Origin of the sequence: Paracidovorax oryzae ATCC 19882, from assembly GCF_000687165.1 — a bacterium.
Classification (GTDB): Bacteria; Pseudomonadota; Gammaproteobacteria; order Burkholderiales; family Burkholderiaceae_C; genus Paracidovorax; species Paracidovorax oryzae.
Window position 1 is genome coordinate 12139 of sequence record NZ_JMKU01000011.1, and the last position, 21515, is coordinate 33653.

Sequence of the window (21515 nt, forward strand, 5' to 3'; positions counted from 1 at the left end):
AGCCAGGAACGAGGCTGGAGTGGAAAAGGCGGGGCGTTGCCGGGCTCAGTGGGCCCCGACCTGGAACTTCGCCTGCAGTTCGGGCAGCAGCGGGTTGGCCGACTCGATGCCGAGGCGTTTCTCGGTGGCGATCAGCCAGCCGGTGCGGTGCCAGTCCTGCACCACCTTGTCCACCGCGGCGATGGTGTCGGCCTCGCCCTTGCGGGTCCACACCACGGACGGGGCGGGCAGCAGTTCGCTGGTGATCGGGGCGGCGTACTGGCTCCACTCGGCGTTGGTGCGCAGCAGCGGATGGATGAGCGTGCTGTCATGCACGGCGGCCACGCAGTTGCCGCCCCGGAGCGCCAGCAGCGAATCGGAGGCGGTCTTGAAACCCTGCACCTGCGCGCCGTACTCGGCGGTGAGCGGCCTGGCGTAACTGCTGCCCTGCGACAGGCACACCGGTTTGCCGCGCAGGTCTTCCCATTTCTGGATGCCGCTGTCCTTGCGCACGGCGGCCGTGCCGCCCACGCGGTAGAACGGGGTGGGCGCGTAGCCCAGGATGGCGGCCCGCTCGGGGTTCAGTTCCATCGATGCGATCAGCAGATCGACCTTGCCGGCCTGCAGGAACTGCACGCGCGTCGCCGTCTGGACCTGCACCAGGTCGGCCTCCACTCCCAGCCCCTTGGCCAGCGCCCGGGCGAGCTCGGGGTTCCAGCCCACCAGTTGCTGGCTGGCCGGGTCGATGGAGCCGAAGGGGCCGCCGTTGACCAGCACGCCGATGGAGACTTTCCCGCGCTGCCGGATCTTGTCGAGCGTGGCGTCGGCATGGGCAGTTCCTGCCATCAGGGTCAGCACGGCAGCGATGCCGGCCAGGAGCGGGGCGTGGGAGCGAAAGGTGGCGGGAGCGTGGCGCATGGCGTGGTGCATCGTTGGCAGGAAAGAGTCGGAGCGAGAAAGGCGCCCATGGGTGAGCGAACACAGTTCCGATCTTCTGGCGCCACGCGGCATGCGGCAACAAACGTTTCCGAGGATCGATATGCGGCAGGCGCGCCAGCCGCCTGGGCCCGTCACCCGCCGTGGGGTACGGCGGCGGGCAGCCGGAAGCCGGACAGCTCGTCGGGCGCGCACTGGGCGATCAGGCCGGTTTCCCATGCGAGGTAGCGGCGCGCCGCCTCCAGGTTGCCGTCATGGCGGTCGTGCACGAAGAACAGATAGTCGATCGCGTCCCCGTCGGCCGGCACGGCGGGCGAGCTTTCCACCGGCAGCCCCGCGGCTGCCCAGCCGGACGCCAGCGCCCATTGCACGCTGGATGCATCCCCGGGCGCGATCTCGCTGGCCGCCAGCGCGGCGCTTTCGGCATCGGCCGCCAGGATGAGCAGCGGCGCGGGGCGTGCCTGCGCGGCGGACCGTACGTCCGCAGCCACGCGCGGGCGCACGGACCAGAGCGCGCCGCGGGCGTGCTGCCGGCGGTAGGCCTGCGAAGGCTGCACGTCCAGCAACAGCGGCGCCACCGGCTGGGCGGCCAGCCACGCAGGCAGGGCCTGCTGCGCGATCTGCGGCACCGGGGCCGGCAACGCCACGCCGGCCAGGGCCGGCAGCTTCAGCGGGGCGTGTATACCGCCTTCCACGGTGGCCGTCTCATGGCCCTGCCGCCGCAGCCACGCTGCCACGACCGGTGCGCGCACGCCATCGTCGTCCAGCAGCAGCACGCGGCTGCGGCGCACGCCGATGGTCTGGTCCGCGGCCTGCAGCAACTGGCCGCCCGGTGCGTGGCGGGCCCCGGCGAGCGTGCCGGCCGCGAACTCGCCCGCCGTGCGGACGTCGAGCACGTAGGTGGTGCGGCCGGCATCGTCGATCCAGCCTTGCGCTGAGGCGGCATCCAGCCTCGGAACGCCGGCCTCCGCTGCGGCACGGGCGGCCCGGTCGTGGTCCGCGGCCTGCACCTGGGGTTGCGCCGGGGATGCACGCCGGCTGCCGTGCTCGAGCGCAAGCCCTGACAGGGCCCAGCCCTGGGTGCCGTTCTCCAGGGCCAGCACCGGATTGGGAACGCCCAGGCTGCGCAGGATCTGCGCCCCGATGATGCTGCGCGTGCGGCCGGCGCAATGGATGACGATGGGCGTGGCCGGGTCGGGCGCGAGCGCGCTCCAGTGGCGTGCCAGTTCACCGTTCGGCACCGGCAGGGCCCCCGGGATGGTCATCTTGCGGTGCTCTTCCACCGTGCGGCCATCCAGCAGCACCAGCGGCTCGCCGGCCTGCTGGCGCCGCCGCAGCTCGGCCGGGCCGATGTGCGGCGTGCCGAACGCATGCTCCACCAGTTCCCCGAACGTCTTGGACGGCACGTTCACGCCCTGGAACAGGGTGTAGCCGGCGGCCGCCCAGCCCGGTGCTCCGCCTTCCAGCACGTGCAGGTCGGTATAGCCCAGCCCGGCCAGGCGGCCGGCCGCGCGCGCGGCCACGCCGTCGCCCTGGTCGATCAGCACGGTGCGCGTGCCGCGGCGGGGCACCAGCCGTGGCACGTCCCGTTCCAGGCGGCTGTAGGGCGCGGGGATGGCGAAGAACGGATGGCCTTCGCCGAACTGGCCGGCTTCGCGCACGTCCAGCAGGGCGATTTCCTGGCCGTCGTTGAGCCAGGTGCGCGCCGTGGCAGCGCTGACGGTGAGGGCCGGAGCGGATCCGGATGCGGAAAGGGGCAGGGCAGGCATGGTGGTCGCGTGAAAAGGCAAACCACCCACCATAGAGGCAACCGGACCTTCAGCGCCGGGGGGCGGCAGAAGCTTTCCGGCTATGCATAGTCGTTTTTTACGGGCTACAGCCAGAACGGCCCTGCCGCCGGCCCCTTCTGGATCGTGAATTCCGGCGATCCGCCCAGCACGAAGCTGCCCAGCAGCAGGCTCAGCAGCGCCATGAAGATGCTGGCCCAGAAGGCGGTCCAGAAGCCGTCGATATGGAAACCGCTGACCAGCTTGCCGACCAGCATCAGCACGAGCGCGTTGATGACCAGCAGGAAGAGCCCGAAGGTCAGCAGCGTGAGCGGCAGCGTCAGCACCACCAGCAGCGGCCGCACCACGGCATTGGCCAGGCCCAGCAGCAGGGCGGCGACCACCAGGGCGCCGGTGCTGCCGAAGCGCAGCCCCTTGAACACATGGCTGGCCACCCACAGCGCGAACGCCGTGATGGCCCAGTGGAGCAGGAAGGGCGTGAGGTTGGCCAGCATGGCGAGGGCTCCTGCGTTCTGTGGTTTCGCCGGGGCTACTTGCCCCAGCTGTCCTTCAGGCCGGTCACCCGGTTGAACACCGGCTTGCCCGGTGCATGGTCCTTGCGGTCCGCCACGAAGTACCCGAACCGCTCGAACTGGAACTTGTCGTCCGGCTGCGCCTGTGCCAGCAAGGGCTCGACGTAGGCGGTCACCACCTTCAGGCTGTCCGGATTGAGCAGCGCCAGGAAGTCCTTGCCGCCGGCATCGGGCTGGGCGTCCGTGAACAGGCGGTCGTACAGGCGCACCTCGGCGGGCACGCCGTCGGCCACGCCCACCCAGGTGATGGCGGCCTTCACCTTCACGCTGTCGGCGCCAGGCGTGCCGCTCTTGGTGTCGGGCACCACGGTCGCGAGCACCTTCGTCACCTTGCCTTCGGCATCCTTCTCGCAGCCCGTGCATTCGATGACGTAGCCGCCCTTCAGCCGTACCTTGTTGCCCGGGAAGAGGCGCTTGTAGCCCTTGGGCGGGGTTTCCTCGAAGTCCTCGCGCTCGATCCAGACGTCCTTGCCGAGCGTGAAGTGGCGCACGGGCGCTTGCGTGCCTTCGGGCGGATGGGGCAGGGCGGGCAGCTGGCAGGGTTCCAGGTGGCCGGTGCCGAAGACTTCGTCCCAGTTGGTGAGCTCGAGCTTCACCGGGTCCAGCACGGCCATGCCGCGGTGGGCCTGGTTCTCCAGGTCCTCGCGCAGGCAACCTTCCAGCGTGGCGTAGTCGATCCAGGAGTAGTCCTTGGTCACGCCGATGCGCTCGCAGAACAGTTGCAGGGCCTCGGGCGTGTAGCCGCGGCGGCGCAGGCCGACGATGGTGGGCATGCGCGGGTCGTCCCAGCCGCTCACGATGCCGTTGTCCACCAGGTGCTTGAGCTTGCGCTTGCTGGTGACCACGTAGGTGAGGTTCAGGCGCGCGAACTCGTACTGGCGCGGCTGCGGCGTGGCGATCAGGCCGCCTTCGGCCAGGCGGTCCAGCAGCCAGTCGTAGAACGGGCGCTGGTCTTCGAATTCCAGCGTGCAGATGCTGTGGGTGATGCGCTCCAGCGCGTCCTCGATGGGGTGCGCGAAGGTGTACATCGGGTAGATGCACCACTTGTTGCCGGTGTGGTGGTGCTCGGCGTGCTTGATGCGGTAGATGGCCGGGTCGCGCAGGTTGATGTTGGGCGAAGCCATGTCGATCTTCGCGCGCAGCACGGCTGCCCCATCCGGCAATTGGCCATCGCGCATTTCGCGGAAGCGCGCCAGGTTCTCGGCAGGCGTGCGGGTGCGGAAGGGGCTGTCCACGCCGGGCTTGCCGAAATCGCCGCGGTTGGCGCGCATCTCCTCGGGGCTTTGCTCGTCCACGTAGGCGTGGCCGGTCTCGATCAGGTACTCGGCCGCGCGGTACATGAAGTCGAAATAGTCGCTGGCCTGGTAGGGCGCGGCGGTGCCGGGCGCCTGGCCGATCTGCGTCCAGTCGAAGCCCAGCCAGCGCACGGCGTCGATGATGCCATCGACGTATTCCTGGTCTTCCTTCTCCGGGTTGGTGTCATCGAAGCGCAGGTGGCACACTCCGCCATAGTCGCGCGCCAGCCCGAAATTCAGGCAGATGCTCTTGGCATGGCCCACGTGCAGGTAGCCGTTGGGCTCGGGCGGGAAGCGGGTGCGGATCTTCGCGGGATCGGGCTGGCCGGCGGCGTGGTGGGCGGCGTCGCCTGGCGTGCCGGCCCAGCGGGCCTGGGCATAGGTGCCCTGGGCGAGGTCGGATTCGATGATCTGGCGCAGGAAATTGCTCGGTTTGGCGGACTCGGCCGTCGCGGGGGAGGGGGCATGCGAACTCATGGGCGCATTCTAGGATGCCGCTCCTGCCGGTAACCCCCTGCAACAAACGCCGCTACGTCCGGAAACAAGATTGTTCGGCATTTGTGCCATCCTGCGGGGCATGTGGCGCGTTATAGAGCGCATGGGGCGCGTCCCCGCCTTCCCGGCGGCGCCGGGCCCGTTTCCAAGGAGAACTTCCATGACCAAAAGCCGTTCCTTCGCAGCCATCGCCGCCGCGGCCGGCGTCGGGCTGGCCCTGCTGGCCGCCTCGGGTGCCGCGCAGGCGCGCGACGTGTACTGGTCCATCGGCGTCAATTCCCCCGGCGTCTCGGTGGGCGTGGGTGCCGGCCCGGGTGTCATCTACAGCCCCCCCGTGACCTACGTGGCCCCGCCGCCCGTGTATTACTCGCCCCCGGCGCCCGTGTACTACGCTCCCCCGCCCGTGGCCTATGTGCCGCCCCCGCGCCCGGTGTACTACGCGCCGCCGCCCCCTCCGGTGGTGTATGGCGGGTACGGCTATTACAACCGTCCCCCCCACTGGCACCGCGGCGGCTACTGGCGCTGAGCCCGGCCTGCGCATCCTCCCCGGGCGGCCCGTTCGCCACGGCCGCCCACTTGGGCCCCCGCGAGGGGGCCCTTCTTTTTGCGGCATGGATAATGAAGGACGACGGATGCGCGCGGCGGGCCGTGCCGGGGTCGGCAGGGCGCCGGTGCCCGTCCCAGGAGTGAAGCCCCCGTGACCACGCCCCGTTCCGTTTTCGTCCTCAACGGCCCCAACCTGAACCTGCTCGGCACCCGCGAGCCCGCCGTCTATGGCTCGCAGAGCCTCACCGATGTGCAGCAGCTCTGCGAAGCCGCCTGCGCCCGCCACGCGCTGGCGCTGCAGTTCCGCCAGAGCAACCACGAAGGCGACCTGGTGGACTGGATCCACGAGGCCGGCCGCCTGCATGCCGCGGGCCAGCTGGCCGGCGTGGTGCTGAACGCCGCGGCCTACACCCATACCAGCGTGGCGCTGCTCGATGCGGTGAAGGGCACGGGAGTGCCGCTGGTCGAGCTGCACATCAGCAACGTGCATGCGCGCGAGAGCTTCCGCCACCATTCCTATATAGCCAGCGCAGCCCGGGCCGTGATGTGCGGCTTCGGGGTGCCGGGCTACGCCCTGGCGATCGACGCAGTGGCCGGCTGGTGATGGCTGCTGCCTCGCCGGTACCCCCGCTCCTGCCCGCCGAGGCGGCCACGCTCGCCGCGCAGGCCGGCATCCGCACCACGCCCTGCGGTGACGGCGCCATCGTCTGGCACGTCTGGCAGGCGACCGGCCATCCGGGGCCTGCAGCGCCACCCCTGGTGCTGCTGCACGGCGGCAGCGGCAGCTGGACGCACTGGGTGCGCAATATCGAGACGCTGCGGTCCTGGGGCCGCACGGTCTGGGTGCCCGACCTGCCGGGCTTCGGCGATTCGGCCGTGCCGCCGGGCGGGGCCGACGCCGACGCGCTGGTGGCGCCGCTCGCGCAGGGCATGCGCGCGCTGTGGGGCGATACGCGCTGCGATCTGGTGGGCTTCTCCTTCGGGGGGCTTACGGCCGGGTTGCTGCTGGCGGCCGAACCGTCGCTGGCCCGCCAACTGGTGCTGGTGGGGGCGCCCGCCATGGGCGTGGTGCCGGAGCGCCAGATCACGCTCAAGGGCTGGCGCCACCTGGCGTCCCCGGCGGCGCAGGAGGGCGCGCACCGCCACAACCTGGCCGAGCTGATGCTGCACGACACGTCGCTGATCGACGGGCTCGCGCTGGACCTGCACCGGGCCAATGTCGTGCGCGACCGCATGCCGCGCCGGCGCCTGGCCCATACCGACGCGCTTGCCGGGGCGCTGCCGTCCGTGCGCTGCCCGGTGCATGCCATCTATGGCGCGCGCGACACGCTCTACCGCGAGTGGATCGCCGCGCTGGAAGGCGCCTACCGCGCGGCCGCGCCGGATTTCCGGGGGCTGGCCCTGGTGCCGGACGCCGGGCACTGGGTGCAGTTCGAGCGGCCAGGGCCCTTCGAGGAAGCGCTGCGCGCCGCGCTCCATGCCGGTGCCGCGGTGGGCCGGGGTGCCTGACGCCATGGCGGACGGTGCGCCCCGCATGCCCCCTGCGGCCGGCCGCGCGCCGCTGCGGGTGGACGAGCGCGAGGTCGTCTTCACCGCCACGCGGGCCCAGGGGCCGGGCGGCCAGAACGTGAACAAGGTGTCGAGTGCGGTGCAACTGCGCTTCGACATCATGGCCTCGTCGCTGCCCGAGGACGTCAAGGCCCGGCTTTTGGCCATGCCCGATGCCCGCATCACGCAGGCGGGCGTGGTGGTCATCAAGGCGCAGCAGTTCCGCACGCAGGAGGCCAACCGGCTGGATGCGCTGCAGCGGCTCGACGCCATGGTGGCGCGCGTCGCCCGGCCACCCCGCGTGCGCAAGGCCACGCAGCCCTCCTACGGCGAGCGGCAGCGCCGCATGCAGGACAAGCGCGAGCGCTCCGGCACCAAGGCACTGCGGGGCCGGGTGCGGGACGCGGGCTGATCCTCCGGCCGCGGCGGCGCCCGGATTGGTGCAACGGCTGCAACGATGTGTTTGCCGCGCGGGCCTTGGGTTCGCGGCCGGGCGCGCATACATTCAGGGCGGGGCACTGTCCCGTTCCATCTTCCGTTGTCCTGCCACGCCGACCGAACCGCCATGTCTTCGCCCGTACCGCTCTCCGCCATGCCTTCGTCTTCCGCCCCGCCCGTATCCGCGCCGGGCCGGGAGGTGCCCGCACTGTTCGTTTCGCACGGCTCGCCCATGTTCGCGCTGGAAGCCGGGGAGACTGGCCCGGCCCTGCGTGCCTGGGCGGACGGTCTGCGCCAGCGCTTCCCCGCGCTGCGCGGCGTGGTGGTGATGTCGCCGCACTGGATGGCGCGCGGCGTGCGCGTCATGACCGGCGCGCAGCCGGCCACCTGGCATGATTTCGGAGGCTTCCCGGAGCCGCTCTATGCGCTGCGCTATCCCGCATCCGGCGCGCCCGGGCTGGCCGGGGAGGTCCTCTCGCTGCTGCAGGCCGCCGGCTTCGACGCCCAGGGTGATGCGCAGCGGCCCTTCGACCATGGTGCCTGGGTGCCGTTGATGCACCTTTTCCCGGATGCCGATCTGCCCGTGGTGCAGGTCGCGCTGCCCGCCGGTGCGGGCCCGCGCGAGGTGTACGACCTGGGCGCGGCGCTGCGGGGCCTGCGCGCGCACGGCGTGCTGGTGGTCGGATCGGGCAGCATGACCCACAATCTCTCCGAGTTCTTCGGCGGCGCGCGCGGTGCGCAGCCCTATGTGACCGAGTTCTCGCGGTGGGTGGAAGGCGCGCTGCAGCGGGGCGATGTCGAGGAACTGCTGGAGTACCGCAGCCGCGCCCCGCACGCCGTGCGCGCGCATCCCGGCGACGACCATTTCCTGCCGCTGTTCTTCGCGCTCGGCGCGGCCGGCGAAGACCGCGTGCCGGCCTACCTGAGCCGGGAGGTGATGCATGGCTCCCTGGCCATGGACGCCTTCGCCCTCGGGCCTGAAGCCGCGGCTGCGTGAAACTCCGGGGCGGCCAGACGCTCCAAGTGCCGATGACCCAGACCACTTCCTTCGCACCGCCCCCCATGCTGGATTTGCCGCTCGCCTTTCTCGTTCGCCCTGCCGCGCCCAGCACGGTGCAGCCCTGGCTGCTGGTGCTCATGCATGGCGTGGGCAGCCATGAAAAAGACCTTTTCTCGCTCGCGCCGGCCGTGCCCGGGCACTTCCACGTGCTGAGCCTGCGCGCGCCCTACGCCATGGGACCGGGGGCGAACACCTGGTTCGAGTTCTCGGTGGAGCCCGATGGCAGCCGTACCATCCATGAGGCTCAGGAGATCGCCAGCCGCAGCCTGCTGGCGCGTACCGTGGAAAGCGCCGCCGCGCAGCTCGGCGTGCCGCCGGAGCGCGTGGTGGTGGGCGGCTTCAGCCAGGGCGGCATCATGGCGCTGTCCCTGCTGCTCACCCGGCCCGAACTGCTGCAGGCCGCCATGGTCTGGCACAGCCGGCTGCTGCCCCAGGTGCTGCCCCATGCGGTCGAACCTGCCGCGCTGCGGGGCCGTGCGCTGTGGGTGAGCCATGGCGAGCAGGACAACGTGATTCCGCTGGCGAACGCCCGCGCCCTTCGCGACCATGCGCGTGGCCTGCCGCTGGCCCTGACCTACCGGGAGTATCCCGGCATGCACGAGATCCGCCCCGGCGAGCTGCGCGAGGCGATGGACTGGCTGGCCGCCCTGGGGGCGTCCGAGGCGCTCGCGCGCTGACGCGGGCGCCGCCGCGGTGGCGGCTGCCTGCGCATCCGGTCACATGCGCTTACCGCGCCGGGTCCGGCGCGGCTCCACAATGGCCGGTGGCGGGGCCGCTTTTCGCAGGCCCTGCGTTCCACCGCGGCGCGCGCCGCGTTTCCGTTCGCGAAAGACTTCCGCATGCCCGATTCCGATCCCCAGGATTTCCGCCCACCGTCCTCTTTGCCACGCCGCGCATCGCCCGTGGGCTGGGTGCTGGCAGGCGTGGCCGGCGCCGCGGCGCTGGCGGGTGCCGCCTGGTGGTTCGGGTGGATTCCCCCATCCGCGCGCACGGCGGAGCCGCCGGCCGCCCAGGTGCCCGAGCCCCCCGTGGCCGAGGCGCCGGCATCCGTGCCGGAGCCCGTGGCCTCCGGGCCGCAGCACCCGGTGGACTCCGCGCAGGCGCCGCCGCCTCCTGCGATGAAGGACTCCGACGCCTTCATCACGCAGGCGCTGGGTGACTGGCTGGGAAGCGATCGCATCGCCGCACTGCTGCACCTCGATGACATCGTGCGGCGCATCGTCGTCACCGTGGACAACCTGCCCCGGACGCAGGCGCCGTCGCGCCTGTGGCCCGTGCAGCCTGCGCCGCAGCACCTGGCGGTGCAGGCGGAGCCCGGCAGCGCGGTGGACGAGAACGGCGCACCGCTGCACGCCACCATCGCTCCGGCCAATGCCGCACGCTACCAGGCCCTGGTTGCCCTGGTGGAAGCGATACCGCGCGACCGCGCGGTCGCCCTCTACCGGCAGCTCTACCCGTTGTTCCAGCAGACCTATGTGGACCTGGGCTATCCCAAGGGCTACTTCAACGACCGGCTCGTGGCCGTGCTGGGCCACCTGCAGGAAACGCCCGAGCCGCGCGGTCCCCTGCGCCTGCAGCTCACCCGCGTGCAGGGCGACGTACCGTCCACCCGGCCCTGGGTGCGCTACGAGTTCGCCGATCCGCACCTGCAGGCGCTGTCCAGCGGCCAGAAGATGATGCTGCGCATCGGGCCGGAGAATGCGCGCCGGGTCAAGACCGTGCTGGCCGATGTGCGCCGCCGGCTGGTCTCGGCCAATGCGCCTGCCCAGGCCACCGCCGTGCCTGCACCGTCGGTGGCCGCGAGTGCCGCGCCCTGATCTCAATCCACTACGCCCACCCATGCCTCTTTTCATCGCCATGAACCGCTTCCGCATCGTCCCCGGCCGCGAGGACGAATTCGTCGAGATCTGGCGCCAGCGCGACAGCCACCTGGCCCAGGTGCCCGGTTTCCAGTCGTTCCACCTGCTGCGCGGCGAGACCACTGCGGAGCACACCCTGTTCGCCTCGCACACCGTGTGGGAGTCTCGCGCGCACTTCGAGGACTGGACGCGCTCGGAGGCCTTCCGCGCTGCGCATGCGAACGCCGGCCAGAAGCGCGACCTGTACCTGGGCCCGCCGCAGCTGGAGCTGTTCGACGCCGCGTGGTGAGGCCGCAATGGCCGCAGTGGTTGTAATGGCCGCGGCGCTGCGCCGTCACGCGGGCGGCAGCGGCAAGGGCAGGGCGGTCTTGTAGCGCACCTGCTTGAGCGCGAAGCTGGAGCGGATCTTCTCGATGCCCGGGATGGGCGTGAGCTGCTCCAGGATGAAGCGCTCCAGCGCGCCGATGTCGGCGACGGCCACGCGGATCAGGTAGTCCGAATCTCCGCTCATCAGGTAGCACTCCATGACCTCGTCGTGCTCGGCGATGCGGCGCTCGAACTGCGCCAGCGCCTCCTTGGCCTGCGATTTGAGGCTGATGCTGATGAATACGTTCAGCCCTAGGCCCAACACGGCCGGGTTCGCCAGGGCGACGTAGCGCGCAATCACCCCCGAGGCCTCCAGCGCCTTGACGCGCGCGAGGCAGGGCGAGGGCGAGAGATGCACGCGGCGCGCCAGCTCCACATTGGAGAGCGACCCGTCGGCCTGCAGTTCGGCCAGGATTCGCAGATCGATCGTGTCCAGCTTCATGTGCTGCAGTTTAGAAGATCGCCAGCATGAAATGCCGGCATTCGGGGTTTGCCAGGATGCCGAACAGCCGCCCATGCCGCTCCCGGCCCGGTAGAGTGCTTCGGCATGAATGCTCCGCTGCCGCTCCATGCCCTGGGTGCCCAGGCCGCCACCATGTCCTCCGGCGCTCCCGCTGCCGATGCCGATCCGCAGGAAACCGCCGAATGGCGCGATGCCTTCCTGGCCCTGGTCGCCACCCAGGGGCCGGAGCGCGCCCGATTCGTGCTGGACGAACTCGCGGCCCTGGCGCGCCGGCAGCGCACGGGCTGGCAGCCCACGCTGAACACGCCCTATGTGAACACCGTGGCGGTGGAGTCCCAGCCCGTCTTCCCCGGCGACCTGGCCATCGAGGAACGGCTGGCCTCCCTCATGCGCTGGAATGCCCTCGCCATGGTGGTGCGCGCCAACCAGGCCTATGGCGAGCTGGGCGGCCACATCGCCAGCTACGCGAGCGCGGCCGACCTGTTCGAGGCCGGCTTCAACCACTTCTTCCGCGCCCGCGAGGGCACGGGCCCCGGCCAGCACCGGGGCGACCTCGTGTTCTTCCAGCCGCACAGCGCGCCGGGTGTCTATGCGCGCGCCTTCCTCGAAGGCCGGCTGACCGAGCATGACCTGCAGCACTACCGCCAGGAGATCACTGCGCCCACGGCGGGCGCGCAGGGCCTCTCCAGCTATCCGCACCCCTGGCTCATGCCCGACTTCTGGCAGTTCCCCACGGGGTCGATGGGCATCGGGCCGATCAGCAGCATCTACCACGCGCGCTTCATGCGCTACCTCACGCACCGCAGCCTGCTCGATTGCGCCGGCCGCAAGGTGTGGGGCGTGTTCGGCGACGGCGAGATGGACGAGCCGGAGAGCATGAGCGCATTGACCCTCGCCGCGCGCGAGGGCCTGGACAACCTCGTCTGGGTGGTCAACTGCAACCTGCAGCGGCTCGATGGCCCGGTGCGCGGCAACGGCCGCATCGTCGATGAGCTGGAGCGGCTCTTTGCCGGCGCGGGCTGGAACGTGGTCAAGCTGCTCTGGGGCAGCGACTGGGACGGCCTGTTCGCCCGCGACATCACCGGCACGCTGGCCCGCACCCTGGGCGGCACGGTGGATGGGCAGATGCAGACCTTTGCCGCCAAGGATGGCCGCTTCAACCGCGACCACTTCTTCGGCCAGTCGCCCGAGCTGGCGGCGCTGGCCCAGGGCCTGACCGACGAGCAGATCGACCGCTTGAAGCGCGGCGGCCACGACCTCGTGAAGATCCATGCCGCCTACGCCGCCGCTGCCGCCCACCGCGGCCAGCCCACGGTGATCCTGGCCCACACCAAGAAGGGCTACGGCATGGGCACGGCGGGGCAGGGCAAGATGACCACGCACAGCCAGAAGAAGCTGGATGAATCCGACCTGCTGGAATTCCGCAATCGCTTCAACCTGCCGCTCACCGACGCGCAGGCCACGGGCCTGGCCTTCTACCGCCCGGCCGAGGACAGCCCGGAGATGTGCTACCTGCGCGAGCGCCGTGCCGCCCTGGGCGGCGCGCTGCCGCGCCGCGAGACCGCCTGCGACGTGGTGCCGGTGCCGCCCGTCGAGCAATACGCCCAGTTCGCGCTGCAGGCCCAGGGCAAGGAGATGAGCACCACCATGGCCTTCGTGCGCATGCTGGGCACGCTGCTGAAGGACGCGCAACTGGGCCCGCGCATCGTGCCCATCGTGGCCGACGAGGCGCGCACCTTCGGCATGGCGAACCTCTTCAAGCAGGTGGGCATCTACAGCAGCCTGGGCCAGCGCTATGCGCCGGAAGACATCGGCTCGGTGCTCAGCTACCGTGAGGCGCTGGACGGCCAGATCCTGGAAGAGGGCATCAGCGAGGCCGGTGCCATCGCCAGCTGGACGGCCGCCGCCACCAGCTACAGCGTGCACGGCCTGGCCATGCTGCCGTTCTATATCTACTACTCCATGTTCGGCTTCCAGCGCGTGGGCGACGCCATCTGGGCCGCCGCCGACCAGCGCGCACGGGGTTTCCTGCTGGGCGCGACCTCGGGCCGCACCACGCTGGGCGGCGAGGGGCTGCAGCACCAGGACGGCTCCAGCCACCTCGTGGCCGCCACCATTCCCAACTGCAAGGCCTACGACCCGGCCTATGCGGGCGAGCTGGCCGTCATCGTCGATGCCGGCATGCGCGAGATGCTGGTGGATCAGCGCGACGTGTTCTATTACGTCACGCTCATGAACGAGAACTATGCCCAGCCCGACCTGCCGGCGGGCGCTGAAGAAGGCGTGCTGCGAGGCTGCTATGTGTTCAGCGGCCACACGCCGCCCCACGGCCCGGCCGACGCGCCCGCGGTCACCCTGCTGGGTTCCGGCGCCATCCTCACCGAAGTGGTCAAGGCCGCGCAAATCCTGGCGGCCGAGGGCGTGCAGGTGACGGTGATGAGCGTGACGAGCTGGAGCGAACTGGCACGCGACGGCGTGGCCTGCGAGCGGCGCATGCTGCAGGGCGAGGCCCGGCCGGGCACGCCCTGGCTCGCGCAGTTGCTGCAGGGCACGCGTGGCCCGGTGGTGGCCGCCACGGACTATGTGCGCGCCGTGCCCGAGAGCGTGCGCGCCTTCGTGCCGGAAGGCCGCCGCTATCTCACCCTGGGGACGGACGGCTTCGGCCGCAGCGACACGCGCGCGGCGCTGCGCAGCCATTTCGGCGTGGACGCCGCCAGCGTGGCCGGGGCCGCGCGCAGCCTGCTGCACGCTACTGCGCCGTAGTGGCCTGGGTGATGTGCTCCACGAAAAGCCGCACGGCCTCCGAGGCATGGTCGCGGCTCCAGACCACGCCCACCGGGCCGAAGGGAATGGCGCGGTCCAGCGGCAGCACGCGCAGGTTGCCCAGCGTGGCAGGCCGGAAATCCTGCTGGGCGCGCCGGGCGGCACGCAGATCGCCATGGGCGTGCTGCAGGTGCTCCTCAACATGATCGACCACGGCATGGGTATGCAGGAAGCCGTCTCGGCGCCGCGCTTCTCGTCCACCAGCAATTCCATCGACGTGTGCAACCGCATCCCGTGCCACGTCACGCGCGCATTGCAGGCGGACGGCTACGAGGTGTTCCGCAACCCGTACAACTACACCATCGGCTGGGTGTTCGGCGTGCAGTTCGGGGCCCATGGCCGGCTGCACGGCGGCGCCGATCCGGGGCGGGACGGGGTGGCGTACCGCACGGCCGTGGCCTGACAGGGAGTGGGGCAGTTACACTCGGACGCATCTGCTTGTCCGACCCGTTCCTGCCCACTGCGGGAGTCGCCGTGCCCTCGTCCCTGCTTCGCCTGCTGCTGTCCTGGATGCGTCGCTGCCCGCCCTGCCTGTCAGCGGGCAGGCGCCGCGCATGGGCCGTGGCGGCTGGATGCCTCGCCGCCTGGCTGGCCGCATGGCCGGGCGCCGCTCTGCCGGAAAGTTTGGTGGCCGCGGATGCGAAATCCCGTGCGGTGGCCCAGACGGTCTTCGGCATCCTGGGCTACACGCGCTGGCCTGAGGAGCCGTCGGCCATCCGGCTCTGCGTGGTCGGCCCGACCGAATTCGCCGACGAACTCCTTCTGGGCGCGGAGCCCACGTCCACCCGCCGCATCGAGGTGCGCCGCATGCGGCTGGGCGATGCCGCGCTCCCCACGGCATGCGACGGTGTCTATGCCGGTCACCTGGAGGATGCCGAATGGCGGCAGCTCCTCGAGAAGGTGGGATCGCGTCCACTGCTGTCGATCAGCGAACGGCGCGAACTCTGCCGCGTCGGCTGCATGTTCTGCCTGGAAGTGCGCCAGGACGGCGTCGGATTCGAAAGCAACCTGGATTCGGTGGCCCGCAGCGGAGTGCGCGTCAATCCCCGCGTGCTGCAACTCTCGCGCAGGAAGGCCGCGCCATGAGGCGGGCCGGCGCGGCCGGTCCCGGCGATACCCTGCGCGCCGTCGTGCACCGCGCCCACCTGAGCATGGCGTTGCTGGCCGTCGCGCTGGCCGGGGCGCTGCTGCTCATGGCCGGGCTGGTGGCGCTGCGCGTGTATGCGGGCAACAACCTGCAATTGGTGGCCCGTTCCCTGGCCTACACCGTGGAGGCTGCCGTGGTCTTCGGAGACCGGCAGGATGCGTCCGAAACACTGGGCCGCATGGTGGTGGACGAAGGCGTGGCCGAGGCGCGCGTGATGGATGCCCACGGCGCCGTCTTCGCCGAATGGCACGCGAAGCAGGGCGGACTGGCAGGCCGGCTGGCCCCGGCGGTGGCCGCCATGGTGGGCCTGGAGCCCGTGTCCGTGCCCATCCGCCACGAGGGCGAGGACAACGGATCGGTCGTGCTGCGCAGCGATGGCATGGGCCTGCTGTACTTCGTCGGCACAGGCCTTGCGGCGCTCGCGCTGTGCCTGGCCGTGAGTGGCGCCGTGGGCCTGGTGATGTCCCGGCGCATGCTGCGCGACATGGTGTTGCCACTGCAGACGCTGGCGACCGTCGCGCGGTCGGTGCGCCGCGACCATGTCCAGGGGCTGCGGGTACCTCCGGCACGCATCGCGGAGCTGGACGCGCTCGGCGACGATTTCAATGCGCTCCTGGAGGAACTGGAACGCCGCGAGGCGCTGCTGGAACAGCGCAACATCGCGCTGACCTACCAGGCCCTGCACGACGGGCTGACCGGACTGTCCAACCGCTCCCACTTCGAGCAGCATCTGCAGGACCGCCTGGACCAGGCTCGCAGCGCCGGCACCTCGCTGGCGCTGCTGTTCCTGGACAACGACCATTTCAAGGCCGTCAACGACACCCACGGCCATGCGGCCGGGGATGCCCTGCTGGTGGCGGTGTCGCAGCGCCTGCGCGCGCAGGCGCGGGACACCGATCTCGTGGCGCGGCTGGGCGGCGATGAATTCGCCATCGTGATGGCGCCAGTGGGTGGCCAGCGCGATGCGGAGCGGATGGTGGCCCGCGTGCAGGAAGCCATGCACGATCCGGTCACGCTGGAGAACGGCGTGCAGCTCCAGCCCGCTGTCAGCATCGGCGTCGCGATATTTCCGCTGCATGCCGAGGACATGGGGGCCCTGATGCGCTTCGCCGACATGGCCATGTACCGGGTGAAGGGGCAGCGGCACGGCAGTCTGCGACCTCGATAGTTATAATTGATTAACTATTAAATTGCATCTATCGATAGCTTTATTGATCGATGGATGCCGCGTCTGGAGGATTGGCATGGTGAGTTTGGATACGGATGTGGGTGGTACGCCCAAGAGCGGTGTGGTGCGTCGGCGCGCGGCGGGCATCGGCTTGGCCCTGGCGTTCGCGGCGCTGCTTGCGGCCTGCCAGGCGCCGCCCGCGCCGCCTCCTGTGCAGGAGGCGCCCGCTGCACCCAGCGCTTCGGAGCGCAAGGCCGCCGTGCTGCGGCAGTACGGCTTCGAGCCCACGGGCGCGGGCTGGGAGCTGCAGATGTCGGGCAAGCTCCTGTTCGACTTCGACTCGGTGGAGCTGAACGCCGAAAGCCATGACGGCTTGCTGCGCATGGGGCGGGCGCTGGCGGACGTAGGCATCGATACCCTGCGCGTGGAAGGGCATGCAGACGAGCAGGGCGCGCGCGCCTACAACGAGCGCCTCTCGCTGCGTCGTGCCCAGACCGTGGCCCGGGTACTGACCGAAGCGGGCCTGCCCGCGGACCGCATCTACACCGTCGGGCTGGGGGCTTCCCGCCCCGTCGTGCAGGGCACGTCCGCCGCCAGCCGCCGCGAGAACCGGCGCGTGGCGATCATCGTGCCCGCGTTCTGAACCCGTGCCGGCAGTCCATCAGCCTCCCGGCCGGAAGTAGGCGTCCAGCAGGGGTATCAGCGCCGGGAACTCCTGTCCGAAGCGCTCGCGGCTGACAAAGTACGCCTCGCAGGCCACGGCGAAGAATTCCGCCGGTGCGGTCGCGCCGTAGGCATCGAGCCAAGGCCGCTCGCCACCGAAGCGCTGGGCGATGATCACGCGCTCGCGGAAATCCCGGTAGGCGGGCTCCCAGGCCGCGCGCCACTGCTCGCGCGCCGCACGTGCGCCATGCGTGCCGAGGAAGCCTGCGGGCAGGGGAGGGTAGCCGTCCGCACCGCCGTTGCGCATGTCCAGCTTGTGCGCGAACTCGTGCACGACCACGCTCGTGCCGCTGCCCTGGTCGCCCTCCGCCAGGGGCCGGCCGGCGCCGTCCACCGCGGGCCAGCTCAGCATCACGGGGCCGCGGTCCATGGCCTCGCCCAGCAGCACCTCGTCGTAGTCGTGGACCACGCCGGCCTCGTCCACGGACTGCCGGCGCGCCACTGCCTCGCCGGGGTGGACGACGATGCCTACGAAATCGTCGTACCAGGCCAGCGCCTCGGCCGGCTCCCCCCAGTGCAGCAGTGGCAGGCAGGCCTGCGCGGCGATGGCCACCGCCATGGCATCCGTCACCTCCAGCCCGTGGGCGCCGGTGAACTCCTTGCGCTGCAGGAACAGGGCGCTCAGCGCGCGCAGCTTGCCCTGGTCGTGCAGCGGCAGTTCCGCGAGGAAGCGGTAGCGCGATACCGTCTGCAGCCACAATGCGGCGGGAATGTCGGGCACCGGGGCGATCGTCGAGCGCACGCGGCGGGAGAGCTTGCGCACCAGGCGCGTGAAAGCGGAGGCAGGGGCCATGCCGCTATCTGGGGACGAGGCAGATGCGTTCCAAGCCCGCGGCGGTGAGGCGCAGTGCCTCCGCGCGCGGTGTCCGTGCGGACAGGTCCCAGTCGGTGAGCACGTGGCGGGCGAGGGCGGCGCCGTCGGCCGCCTGCAGCATGTGGTCGGCGGGCAGGTGGGTGTGTCCGTGGATCAGGGCAGTCGCCTGCGCGGCCTGCAGCCATTGCATGGCCACGGCATTGTCCACGTCTCCATAGAAGGCGGTGCCCGACTGCTTGCGGGATTCGCTCTCGGCGCGCGCGCTGCGGCCCTGGGCGCGGCGCGCGGCCAGTGGCAGTGCGAGCAGTTGCGCCTGCCATTGCGGGTCGCGCGCCATGGCGCGGAATTTCTGGTAGGGCACGTCGGCCAGGCACAGCGCATCGCCATGGCTCAGTAGCCACCGGCTGCCGGAGAACACCAGCACCGTGGGGTCCTGCAGCACGGGTATGCCCGTCGCGTCCGTGAACCCCGCTCCCACCAGGAAGTCGCGGTTGCCATGCATGAAATACAGGGCCTTGCGGGATGCGGCGCGGCGCAGCAGCGCACAGCATGCAGCCTCGAAGCTGCCGGGCTCCTGAATGGCGTCGTCGCCCACCCAGACCTCGAACAGGTCGCCCAGCAGGAACACGGCGTCGGCAGGCGTCGTGTCCAGGTAATTCGAGAAGGCATCCACCGTGGCCGGGTGGTCCGCCTCCAGGTGCAGGTCGGAAATGAAATCCACCGTGCGCCACGCGCCGGGCGCAACGAACTCCCGGATGTCGGGCGCAGGCAGGCTCATGACAGTACGGGATTCAGAAGTGCTTCGCGCCAAGCCTGCGGCTCAGGGAGATTCCCGCGGCGTTCGCGAATCGAAAGCCGCGGAGCAGGCCACGCCAGCAGACGCCGCAAAAACCGGCTTTGCCGGGCTGCTGGCGTCGTCCCCGTGGGGGAAGGCGCGAAACGACTCAGGGGGGAATCAGGCCAGCACGGCCTTTTCGATGATGACGTCGTCTTTCGGCACGTCGTCGTGGAAGCCCTTGCGGCCCGTCTTCACGCCCTTGATGGCGTCCACGATCTCGGTGCCCTTCACGACCTTGCCGAACACGGCATAGCCCCAGCCCTGGGCGGACGGAGCGGTGTGGTTCAGGAAGCCGTTGTCGGCCACGTTGATGAAGAACTGCGCGGTGGCCGAGTGCGGATCGCTGGTGCGGGCCATGGCCACGGTGTAGTTGTCGTTCTTCAGGCCGTTCTGGGCCTCGTTCTCGATGGGCGCATCGGTGCCCTTCTGGTTCATGCCGGGCTCGAAGCCGCCACCCTGGATCATGAAGCCGGGGATCACGCGGTGGAAGATCGTGTTGTCGTAGTGGCCCTTCTTCACGTAGGCGAGGAAGTTCTCCGTGGACTTGGGCGCCTTGTCGGCGTCGAGTTCGAGGACGATCACGCCGTGGCCGGCGATGTGGAGTTCGACTTGCGGGTTGCTCATTGCGTTTCCTTATGGGGATCCCGAATGGGGATGTGGGAGATGCGGGCGAGGGTGGCTCACTGCACCACGGTGGCGGATTTGATCACGACCGGCGTCGCGGGCACGCTCTGGTGCATGCCGCGGTTGGTGGTCTCCACCGCCTTGATCTTGTCCACCACGTCCTTGCCGCTCACGACCTTGCCGAACACGGCATAGCCGTGGCCGTCGGGGTTGGGCGCGTTCAGCGCGGCGTTGTCCTTCACGTTGATGAAGAACTGCGAAGTGGCAGAGTCGGGGTTGCCGGTGCGGGCCATGGCGATGGTGTAGGCATCGTTCTTCAGGCCGTTGCCCGCTTCCAGCGGAATCGGGGGGCGCGTGGGTTTCTGCTGCATGTCGGGCGTGAAGCCGCCGCCCTGGATCATGAAGCCGTCGATGACGCGGTGGAAGATCGTGCCGTCGTAGTGCTTGTCTTTCACGTACTGCAGGAAGTTCTCCACCGTCTTCGGTGCCTTGGCGGGGTCGAGCTGCAGCACGATGTCGCCCAGGCTGGTCGCCAGCTTGACCTTCGGCGCGGCCGCGGCGGTCTGCGCGGAGGCGGCGGGCGCGAGCGCCGCGAACGCGGCGCCGGCCAGTGCCAGGGCGGCGAATCGTCTGGAAATCAGGGTCGTCATCCAATCACTCCTTCGAAAAAGATCTGCCATTGCTGGCCCTTGCGCGTCCAGTACTGGCGCTTGACGGGGCCGGTGCGGGCGCCTTCGGCGACTTCGCCGAACGTTACCACCATGGTGTCGGCGGCATCCGTCCAGCGCAGCAGCGTCCGGTCCTTGAGATGCAGCGGGCGGCCGCGCAGCGCGCGGACCTCGGCTTCGAGGCTCCTGGCGTAGTCGGTGATCGCCATCTTGCCGTAGCTCTGGAAATCGGCCGCATAGAACGACAGCAGGCGGCGCACGTCGCCCTGCGACTTGGCGGTGCGCCAGGCATCGAGCACCGCCTCGAACTGGCGGCGCTCGGCCTGCACCGCCTGCGGCTGCACCCACTGGATCTGGCGCGCGATCACCACCGGCGTGGAGCGGGGCTCCACGGTGCGCAGGATGCGCTCCAGGTCGGGATTGGCCAGGGCCAGGCAGCCGTCGGTGGACAGCGGAGCGCGCGAGAACTGCTCGGGCGGCGTGCCATGCAGCCAGATGCCGCTGCCCGTCTTGCCCCGGCTCACGTCCAGCGGGTTGGGGTAGTTGATGGGCAGCGCGCCGGCGCCGTAGAAATCCTTGAGCGTGGCGGGATCGAGCCGGCTGGTGATGAAGTACACGCCCAGCGGCGTGCGCTGGTCGCCTTCCAGCGCCTTCTCGATGCCGAGCTTGCCGACCGAGGCGTAATAGTCGGCGATCAGTTCCATGCCCTGTTCGGTGTTCTGGAACAGGTACAGGCGCGAGCGCGAGGCATCCACGGCGATCGCATGGCGGGACCGCGCCGAGAGTTCGATGAACTGGGCGGGAATGGCGCGGGCCCCGGGGCGGGCGCGCAGCGCGTCCGAGCGCTGCCGGGATTCCGCGCGCAGTTCGGCCAGCGCCTCCGCGGCGTTGGGCGAGGGGGGCTGGGGCGCGTCGCCCTGGCCTGCCGGCACGTCGCCGAACTGGCGCACCGGCCGGGTGCGGGCGGACAGCAGGTCGCCCAGAGCGAGTTGCGCCAGCTGGAAATTCGGGTAGTCGCGCGCCAGGCTTTCGGCCTTGGCGAGCGCCTCGCGGCTGCGGCCTTCGCCCGTGAGGCGATAGACCTCCATCAGGCGCTGCTCCGCCTGGCCGTCGCGCAGGGGCGCCGGCTGGCCGCGCGGCACCGGCTTGGCCGCCGTGCGCTTGTTGCGGGCGAGGGCACGCTCCTTGTCGCCCTGGGCCAGGGCAGCGGGCGCGCCGAGAGTGCCGCAGGCCACTGCCAAAGCGGTTGCCGCCGCAAGCGCGCGGCTACGGAAGGGAATCGCGATCGACATCGGCGCTCAGCGGAGGGTGTGCCAGGGCACGGCACGCCGCGGCCGCGCTGCAGGGACTGGCAGCAGGCCGGGGC

The 21515-nt window shown here is 70.5% G+C and carries 23 protein-coding genes and 1 pseudogene; 13 read left to right on the forward strand and 11 right to left on the reverse strand.

What is annotated here, in order from left to right; all coding sequences use genetic code 11:
* Positions 1 to 45: 45 nt before the first annotated feature.
* From T336_RS0110695 to T336_RS0110710, 4 genes are all read right to left on the reverse strand, one after another.
* Positions 46 to 897, reverse strand: a complete 852-nt coding sequence (locus tag T336_RS0110695) for a transporter substrate-binding domain-containing protein (RefSeq protein ID WP_156957835.1) — start codon at positions 895 to 897, stop codon at positions 46 to 48.
* A 152-nt stretch (positions 898 to 1049) separates the two neighbouring features.
* The gene (locus tag T336_RS0110700; RefSeq protein WP_026432538.1) at positions 1050 to 2684 is read right to left on the reverse strand and encodes a rhodanese-like domain-containing protein; all 1635 of its coding nucleotides are present in this window, start codon (positions 2682 to 2684) and stop codon (positions 1050 to 1052) included.
* A 104-nt stretch (positions 2685 to 2788) separates the two neighbouring features.
* Entirely contained in the window at positions 2789 to 3196 is a 408-nt protein-coding gene (locus T336_RS0110705) for a phage holin family protein (protein ID WP_026432539.1), read from the reverse strand.
* A gap of 35 nt (positions 3197 to 3231) precedes the next feature.
* Complete coding sequence (locus T336_RS0110710) at positions 3232 to 5046, reverse strand: glutamine--tRNA ligase/YqeY domain fusion protein (protein WP_026432540.1); 1815 nt, start codon at positions 5044 to 5046, stop codon at positions 3232 to 3234.
* Between the two features lie 178 nt (positions 5047 to 5224).
* Between T336_RS0110710 and T336_RS0110715 the strand changes: the two genes are divergently transcribed.
* From T336_RS0110715 to hmuQ, 8 genes are all read left to right on the forward strand, one after another.
* On the forward strand, positions 5225 to 5590 hold the full coding sequence (locus T336_RS0110715; RefSeq protein ID WP_019703247.1) for a hypothetical protein: 366 nt from the start codon (positions 5225 to 5227) through the stop codon (positions 5588 to 5590).
* A 171-nt stretch (positions 5591 to 5761) separates the two neighbouring features.
* A complete protein-coding gene (gene aroQ / locus T336_RS0110720) occupies positions 5762 to 6214 on the forward strand; it encodes a type II 3-dehydroquinate dehydratase (RefSeq protein WP_026432541.1) in 453 nt (150 codons plus the stop codon).
* Positions 6214 to 7119, forward strand: coding sequence for an alpha/beta fold hydrolase (locus T336_RS0110725; RefSeq protein WP_156957836.1), 906 nt, complete (start codon positions 6214 to 6216; stop codon positions 7117 to 7119). The genes aroQ and T336_RS0110725 overlap by 1 nt, the downstream gene beginning before the upstream one ends.
* 4 nt (positions 7120 to 7123) lie before the next feature.
* Positions 7124 to 7570: an alternative ribosome rescue aminoacyl-tRNA hydrolase ArfB gene (gene arfB, locus T336_RS0110730; protein ID WP_026432543.1), complete on the forward strand. Its 447-nt coding sequence runs from the start codon at positions 7124 to 7126 to the stop codon at positions 7568 to 7570.
* A 153-nt stretch (positions 7571 to 7723) separates the two neighbouring features.
* The gene (locus T336_RS0110735; protein ID WP_084151405.1) at positions 7724 to 8593 is read left to right on the forward strand and encodes a DODA-type extradiol aromatic ring-opening family dioxygenase; all 870 of its coding nucleotides are present in this window, start codon (positions 7724 to 7726) and stop codon (positions 8591 to 8593) included.
* A gap of 32 nt (positions 8594 to 8625) precedes the next feature.
* Positions 8626 to 9333 (forward strand): alpha/beta hydrolase, encoded by a 708-nt coding sequence (locus tag T336_RS0110740; RefSeq protein WP_084151406.1) that lies wholly within the window; start codon positions 8626 to 8628, stop codon positions 9331 to 9333.
* 162 nt (positions 9334 to 9495) lie between these two features.
* Positions 9496 to 10473: a DUF3014 domain-containing protein gene (locus T336_RS0110745; RefSeq protein ID WP_026432546.1), complete on the forward strand. Its 978-nt coding sequence runs from the start codon at positions 9496 to 9498 to the stop codon at positions 10471 to 10473.
* 22 nt (positions 10474 to 10495) lie between these two features.
* Positions 10496 to 10804: a heme-degrading protein HmuQ gene (gene hmuQ, locus T336_RS0110750; RefSeq protein WP_013595224.1), complete on the forward strand. Its 309-nt coding sequence runs from the start codon at positions 10496 to 10498 to the stop codon at positions 10802 to 10804.
* Between the two features lie 45 nt (positions 10805 to 10849).
* Here hmuQ and T336_RS0110755 read toward each other — a convergent pair whose 3' ends face one another.
* The gene (locus tag T336_RS0110755) at positions 10850 to 11323 is read right to left on the reverse strand and encodes an Lrp/AsnC family transcriptional regulator (RefSeq protein WP_011795422.1); all 474 of its coding nucleotides are present in this window, start codon (positions 11321 to 11323) and stop codon (positions 10850 to 10852) included.
* 105 nt (positions 11324 to 11428) lie between these two features.
* On the opposite strand from T336_RS0110755, the gene mdeB reads away from it, so the two are divergent.
* A complete protein-coding gene (gene mdeB / locus T336_RS0110760) occupies positions 11429 to 14107 on the forward strand; it encodes an alpha-ketoglutarate dehydrogenase (RefSeq protein ID WP_026432547.1) in 2679 nt (892 codons plus the stop codon).
* On the opposite strand, the gene T336_RS26615 is transcribed toward mdeB, so the two are convergent.
* Positions 14094 to 14321, reverse strand: a complete 228-nt coding sequence (locus T336_RS26615) for a hypothetical protein (protein ID WP_026432548.1) — start codon at positions 14319 to 14321, stop codon at positions 14094 to 14096. The genes mdeB and T336_RS26615 overlap by 14 nt on opposite strands.
* Here T336_RS26615 and T336_RS0110770 point away from each other — a divergent pair.
* From T336_RS0110770 to yfiB, 4 genes and pseudogenes are all read left to right on the forward strand, one after another.
* Positions 14235 to 14570 (forward strand): annotated as a pseudogene (locus T336_RS0110770) (gamma-glutamyltransferase); the annotation flags it as partial. The gene T336_RS26615 and the pseudogene T336_RS0110770 sit on opposite strands and share 87 nt — an antisense overlap.
* A 71-nt stretch (positions 14571 to 14641) precedes the next feature.
* Entirely contained in the window at positions 14642 to 15253 is a 612-nt protein-coding gene (yfiR, locus tag T336_RS0110775; RefSeq protein ID WP_209435956.1) for a regulatory sequestration protein YfiR, read from the forward strand.
* Positions 15250 to 16482, forward strand: a complete 1233-nt coding sequence (dgcN, locus tag T336_RS0110780; protein WP_019703237.1) for a diguanylate cyclase DgcN/YfiN — start codon at positions 15250 to 15252, stop codon at positions 16480 to 16482. The genes yfiR and dgcN overlap by 4 nt, the downstream gene beginning before the upstream one ends.
* A gap of 76 nt (positions 16483 to 16558) precedes the next feature.
* Complete coding sequence (yfiB, locus tag T336_RS0110785) at positions 16559 to 17125, forward strand: outer membrane lipoprotein YfiB (protein ID WP_026432551.1); 567 nt, start codon at positions 16559 to 16561, stop codon at positions 17123 to 17125.
* An 18-nt stretch (positions 17126 to 17143) separates the two neighbouring features.
* Here the strand turns inward: yfiB and T336_RS0110790 are convergent, their stop codons facing one another.
* From T336_RS0110790 to T336_RS0110810, 5 genes are all read right to left on the reverse strand, one after another.
* Positions 17144 to 17998 (reverse strand): M90 family metallopeptidase, encoded by an 855-nt coding sequence (locus T336_RS0110790; RefSeq protein ID WP_019703235.1) that lies wholly within the window; start codon positions 17996 to 17998, stop codon positions 17144 to 17146.
* 4 nt (positions 17999 to 18002) lie between these two features.
* Positions 18003 to 18797: a UDP-2,3-diacylglucosamine diphosphatase gene (locus T336_RS0110795; protein WP_026432552.1), complete on the reverse strand. Its 795-nt coding sequence runs from the start codon at positions 18795 to 18797 to the stop codon at positions 18003 to 18005.
* A gap of 177 nt (positions 18798 to 18974) precedes the next feature.
* Complete coding sequence (locus tag T336_RS0110800; RefSeq protein ID WP_019703233.1) at positions 18975 to 19481, reverse strand: peptidylprolyl isomerase; 507 nt, start codon at positions 19479 to 19481, stop codon at positions 18975 to 18977.
* 56 nt (positions 19482 to 19537) lie between these two features.
* Positions 19538 to 20131, reverse strand: a complete 594-nt coding sequence (locus tag T336_RS0110805; RefSeq protein WP_019703232.1) for a peptidylprolyl isomerase — start codon at positions 20129 to 20131, stop codon at positions 19538 to 19540.
* Positions 20128 to 21441, reverse strand: a complete 1314-nt coding sequence (locus tag T336_RS0110810; RefSeq protein ID WP_026432554.1) for a L,D-transpeptidase family protein — start codon at positions 21439 to 21441, stop codon at positions 20128 to 20130. The genes T336_RS0110805 and T336_RS0110810 overlap by 4 nt, the downstream gene beginning before the upstream one ends.
* Positions 21442 to 21515: the final 74 nt, after the last annotated feature.

Coding starts and splice junctions, on each gene's coding strand:
- T336_RS0110745 (WP_026432546.1), top strand. CDS start 9,496: ATGCCCGATTCCGATCCCCAGGATTTCCGCCCACCGTCCTCTTTGCCA.
- dgcN (WP_019703237.1), top strand. CDS start 15,250: ATGAGGCGGGCCGGCGCGGCCGGTCCCGGCGATACCCTGCGCGCCGTC.
- T336_RS0110800 (WP_019703233.1), bottom strand. CDS start 19,481: ATGAGCAACCCGCAAGTCGAACTCCACATCGCCGGCCACGGCGTGATC.
- mdeB (WP_026432547.1), top strand. CDS start 11,429: ATGAATGCTCCGCTGCCGCTCCATGCCCTGGGTGCCCAGGCCGCCACC.
- T336_RS0110710 (WP_026432540.1), bottom strand. CDS start 5,046: ATGAGTTCGCATGCCCCCTCCCCCGCGACGGCCGAGTCCGCCAAACCG.
- T336_RS0110695 (WP_156957835.1), bottom strand. CDS start 897: ATGCGCCACGCTCCCGCCACCTTTCGCTCCCACGCCCCGCTCCTGGCC.
- T336_RS0110740 (WP_084151406.1), top strand. CDS start 8,626: ATGACCCAGACCACTTCCTTCGCACCGCCCCCCATGCTGGATTTGCCG.
- arfB (WP_026432543.1), top strand. CDS start 7,124: ATGGCGGACGGTGCGCCCCGCATGCCCCCTGCGGCCGGCCGCGCGCCG.
- T336_RS0110715 (WP_019703247.1), top strand. CDS start 5,225: ATGACCAAAAGCCGTTCCTTCGCAGCCATCGCCGCCGCGGCCGGCGTC.
- T336_RS0110790 (WP_019703235.1), bottom strand. CDS start 17,998: ATGGCCCCTGCCTCCGCTTTCACGCGCCTGGTGCGCAAGCTCTCCCGC.
- T336_RS0110705 (WP_026432539.1), bottom strand. CDS start 3,196: ATGCTGGCCAACCTCACGCCCTTCCTGCTCCACTGGGCCATCACGGCG.
- hmuQ (WP_013595224.1), top strand. CDS start 10,496: ATGCCTCTTTTCATCGCCATGAACCGCTTCCGCATCGTCCCCGGCCGC.
- T336_RS0110805 (WP_019703232.1), bottom strand. CDS start 20,131: ATGACGACCCTGATTTCCAGACGATTCGCCGCCCTGGCACTGGCCGGC.
- yfiB (WP_026432551.1), top strand. CDS start 16,559: ATGGTGAGTTTGGATACGGATGTGGGTGGTACGCCCAAGAGCGGTGTG.
- T336_RS0110725 (WP_156957836.1), top strand. CDS start 6,214: ATGGCTGCTGCCTCGCCGGTACCCCCGCTCCTGCCCGCCGAGGCGGCC.
- T336_RS0110795 (WP_026432552.1), bottom strand. CDS start 18,797: ATGAGCCTGCCTGCGCCCGACATCCGGGAGTTCGTTGCGCCCGGCGCG.
- T336_RS0110810 (WP_026432554.1), bottom strand. CDS start 21,441: ATGTCGATCGCGATTCCCTTCCGTAGCCGCGCGCTTGCGGCGGCAACC.
- T336_RS0110735 (WP_084151405.1), top strand. CDS start 7,724: ATGTCTTCGCCCGTACCGCTCTCCGCCATGCCTTCGTCTTCCGCCCCG.
- T336_RS0110755 (WP_011795422.1), bottom strand. CDS start 11,323: ATGAAGCTGGACACGATCGATCTGCGAATCCTGGCCGAACTGCAGGCC.
- T336_RS0110700 (WP_026432538.1), bottom strand. CDS start 2,684: ATGCCTGCCCTGCCCCTTTCCGCATCCGGATCCGCTCCGGCCCTCACC.